Below are 3189 nucleotides of genomic sequence, written 5' to 3'. Positions count from 1 at the left end.
GCTTGAGCCAGAAACGATGCCGGCGGGATCGCGCCCCGGTCAGCTCAGCGATTGCAGAATCGCTTGCGTCTCTTCCTTCGGCAGGCGCGGCCCAAGGCTGGTGACCAGCTTGGCGGAGGTCGCCGAGGCGAGATCGCCGGCGCGCTTGTGACTCCAACCCTGGGTGAGCCCATAGAGGAAGGCGCCGGCAAACATGTCCCCAGCACCGACGGTGTCGACCGGCTCGACCTTGACCGGATCGATCTCGATCAACTCCTGGCCATCGAACACCAGCGCGCCTCTGGGGCCACGGGTGATCGCGAATTTCTTGCTGATCGTTTTCAGATAGGCCGCCGCCTCGTTCAGATCAGTGCTCTCGGCCATCCCCATCGCCTCTTCCTCGTTGGCGAAGATCAGGTCGACGCCGTCGCCGATCATCTCCTTGAGCCCGTCTTTGAAGAACTTGACCATGTTCGGATCGGAGAGCGAGAGCGCGGTCTTGACCCCGGCATGCTCGGCCGCCTTGCGCGCCTCGATGGCGGCAACCCGGGCGGTATCGGAGGTGACCAGATAGCCTTCGGTGTAGAACCACTTGGCCGCGCGCAGTGCGTCGACCTCGACCTCGTGCACCGAGAGATTGCCGCTGATGCCGAGATAGGTACACATGGTGCGGTCGGAATCGGGCGTGACGAGCACCACGCAGCGGCCGGTATCGCCTTTATCCAGATAGGTGCCATCCAGGGTGGCGACGCCGCCGTCGCGCAGGTCTTTCATGTAGAAGTGGCCGAGTTCGTCGTCGGCCACCTTGCAGGCGTAGTAGCCACGACCGCCGAGCTGGCTGAGCGCGATCACCGAGTTCGCCGCCGAGCCGCCGGAGCCGCGCTGGTGATGATGTTCGCGCAGATGCTCCATGATGCGCAGTTGATGCGCCTCGTCGACCAGGGTCATGACGCCCTTGTCGATGCCGAGTCGCTTGAGGTCGTCCGCGCTGACCTCGTATTCCATGTCCACCAGTGCGTTGCCGAGGGCGTAGATGTCGTAGAGACTCATAGTGTTCCTGTGTTTGCTGTGACAGCGCCCATTGTCGCAGAAAATGCACATCGGTTTCGACCTTGGGCCTGGGCACGAACTCGCGGCGGGCCCAAATCCCGGGACTTGGCGAGCCGATATGGCCATTCGCCCTGGCGCGCGGACACGAACATCCCGTGGAATCTGCGCTCCTAGGCCAGGGTTGCCCGGCGCTCGGGTTGAGCGGCAATACTGCTTGCGTGTCCTGGTCCGCGACCGATTCGGCTGCGCTTGAGACGGTTATAGATCCTCGGCCACACGCAGGAAGCTCGCGAAGCGTGGCCGGTCGTACTTGGTGCGGCCGTGGTACTTGAAGGTGACCAGGCTGCCGATCGGCGGCGGCGAGGCGCGCTCGGCGTCGCTGAAACCGGTGCCGAGCTTGAAGCGGGTGCCATCCGGCTCCTCGACCAGCATCGAGCCAAGCATGCCTGCATATTTGCCTTGACCGGGCAGGTGCTCGAGCACGACGGCCTCGCCTTCCAGGTAGGGCTTGACCTTGAGCAGCGCGGTACTGCGTCCCGGCTGATAGGCGGCATTACGCCGATGCAGCATCAGCCCTTCGCCACCTGCGGCGACGATCTCCTCAAGTCTGGCTTGCAGCGCCTCATGGTCGGCGATCGACTGCTGCTGGGCCAGTTGCAACCGGGCGTTGGGGATCGGCTCAAGCAGGCGCTCGAGGGCGGCGAATCGAGCTTCGAACCCACCCGCGGCCCCGGGTAAGTCGAAGACGACATAGCGCACTTGCTGCCAGGCCTCGAGGTCCGGATCGAGGGTGCGCACGGTGCCGGAAAGGCGGGCGAAGGTGCCGCGCCCCATCCAGAGTTCGCCATCCAAGGGCTGGTCCGGGAAGCCGGCGGTGAATCCAGCCGGGGCGTTGATGATCAGGCCACCGCGGGTGATCAGCCGCCGCCCGTCCCAATACGCCCGCACGCCGTCAAATTTCTCGCTCACCAGATAGCCGGTCAGGTCGACGCCGGGCTCGTAGACCTGCGCCAGCGTCAGCTCTGGCGGCAGCGTGCGCAGCGATGAGGCGAAGTCCTGATGCTCGCCATCGACGCCATGGTCGGACACGGGCTCAATCGCAGCAGGGATCGTTCCGGGCGGGCTTGCGATGGCCAGCGGCAGGCGCAGCCCCGCGAGCAGTAGGAGCGGCAAACTGAGTCGCTGCAGGAACGCTGGAGACATGGCGAACCCCGAATTGGTTGGATCAGATCCGCAACTTTATCCATTGCGGCGGCCTTTGCAAGCGGTTCGCGATACTTTGTGCCCTTGAGCACCGTTTCATCGACCATGGGGCTTGGCGAAGTCCAGCTCGGGGCCTTTGGGAATGATGCCGGTCGGGTTGATGTGCTGATGGCTGCCGTAGTAATGGCGCTTGATGTGGTCCATGTCGACGGTCTCGGCGATGCCGGGCACCTGATACAGCTCGCGAGTGTAGGCCCAGAGGTTCGGATAGTCGACGAGGCGCTGGCGATTGCACTTGAAGTGGCCGTGATAGACCGGGTCGAAGCGCACCAGCGTGGTGAACAGGCGCCAGTCGGCCTCGGTGAGGCGCGCGCCGACCAGATAGCGCTGGGTCGCAAGCCTAGCCTCCAACTGGTCGAGGGTCGCGAAGAGCTTGTCGAAGGCGTCTTCATAGGCGGCTTGGGTGGTGGCGAAGCCGGCCCGGTAGACACCGTTGTTGATGTTCTCGTAGACCAGCGCATTGATCGCATCGATCTCGGCGCGTAGCTCGGCAGGGTAGAGATCAAGATCGGCGTTGCCCCAGGCATCGAAGGCGCTGTTGAGCATGCGGATGATCTCGGCGGACTCGTTGTTGACGATGGTCTGGCGCTGTTTGTCGTAGAGTACCGGCACGGTCACCACGCCATCGAAGCCGGGGGCGCTGTGCGCGTAGAGTTGCAGCAGCTTGTCGAAGCCGTGCACATGATCCGGCGTAGCGCCCGGGTACTCCCCAAACACCCAGCTCTCAGGCGGCATCAGCGGGTGGACTACCGAGACGCTGATCAGCTCATCGAGGCCCTTGAGCGCGCGCAGGATCAGCGTGCGATGCGCCCAAGGGCAGGCGTAAGAGACGTAAAGGTGATAGCGATCAGGCGCGGCTGGGAAACCGCCCTCGCCTGAAGGTCCGGGGCTGCCGTC

The 3189-nt window shown here is 64.2% G+C and carries 3 protein-coding genes; all 3 read right to left on the bottom strand.

Annotated elements, in window-relative coordinates; all coding sequences use genetic code 11:
* Positions 1–39: 39 nt before the first annotated feature.
* Entirely contained in the window at positions 40–1029 is a 990-nt protein-coding gene (locus ACLFQI_RS12900) for an adenosine kinase (protein ID WP_410759917.1), read from the bottom strand.
* A 258-nt stretch (positions 1030–1287) separates the two neighbouring features.
* Complete coding sequence (locus tag ACLFQI_RS12895; protein WP_410759916.1) at positions 1288–2118, bottom strand: DNA ligase; 831 nt, start codon at positions 2116–2118, stop codon at positions 1288–1290.
* A gap of 210 nt (positions 2119–2328) precedes the next feature.
* Positions 2329–3189 (bottom strand): glutathione S-transferase family protein (locus tag ACLFQI_RS12890; RefSeq protein ID WP_410759914.1); only part of this gene is annotated, 861 nt, incomplete at its 5' end.

Source organism: Halochromatium sp. (assembly GCF_046541315.1).
Taxonomy (GTDB): Bacteria; Pseudomonadota; Gammaproteobacteria; order Chromatiales; family Chromatiaceae; genus Lamprobacter.
Note: the sequence above shows the minus strand (reverse complement) of the source record. Positions and strands in the feature narration are given on the sequence as shown.

Coding starts and splice junctions, on each gene's coding strand:
- ACLFQI_RS12900 (WP_410759917.1), bottom strand. CDS start 1,029: ATGAGTCTCTACGACATCTACGCCCTCGGCAACGCACTGGTGGACATG.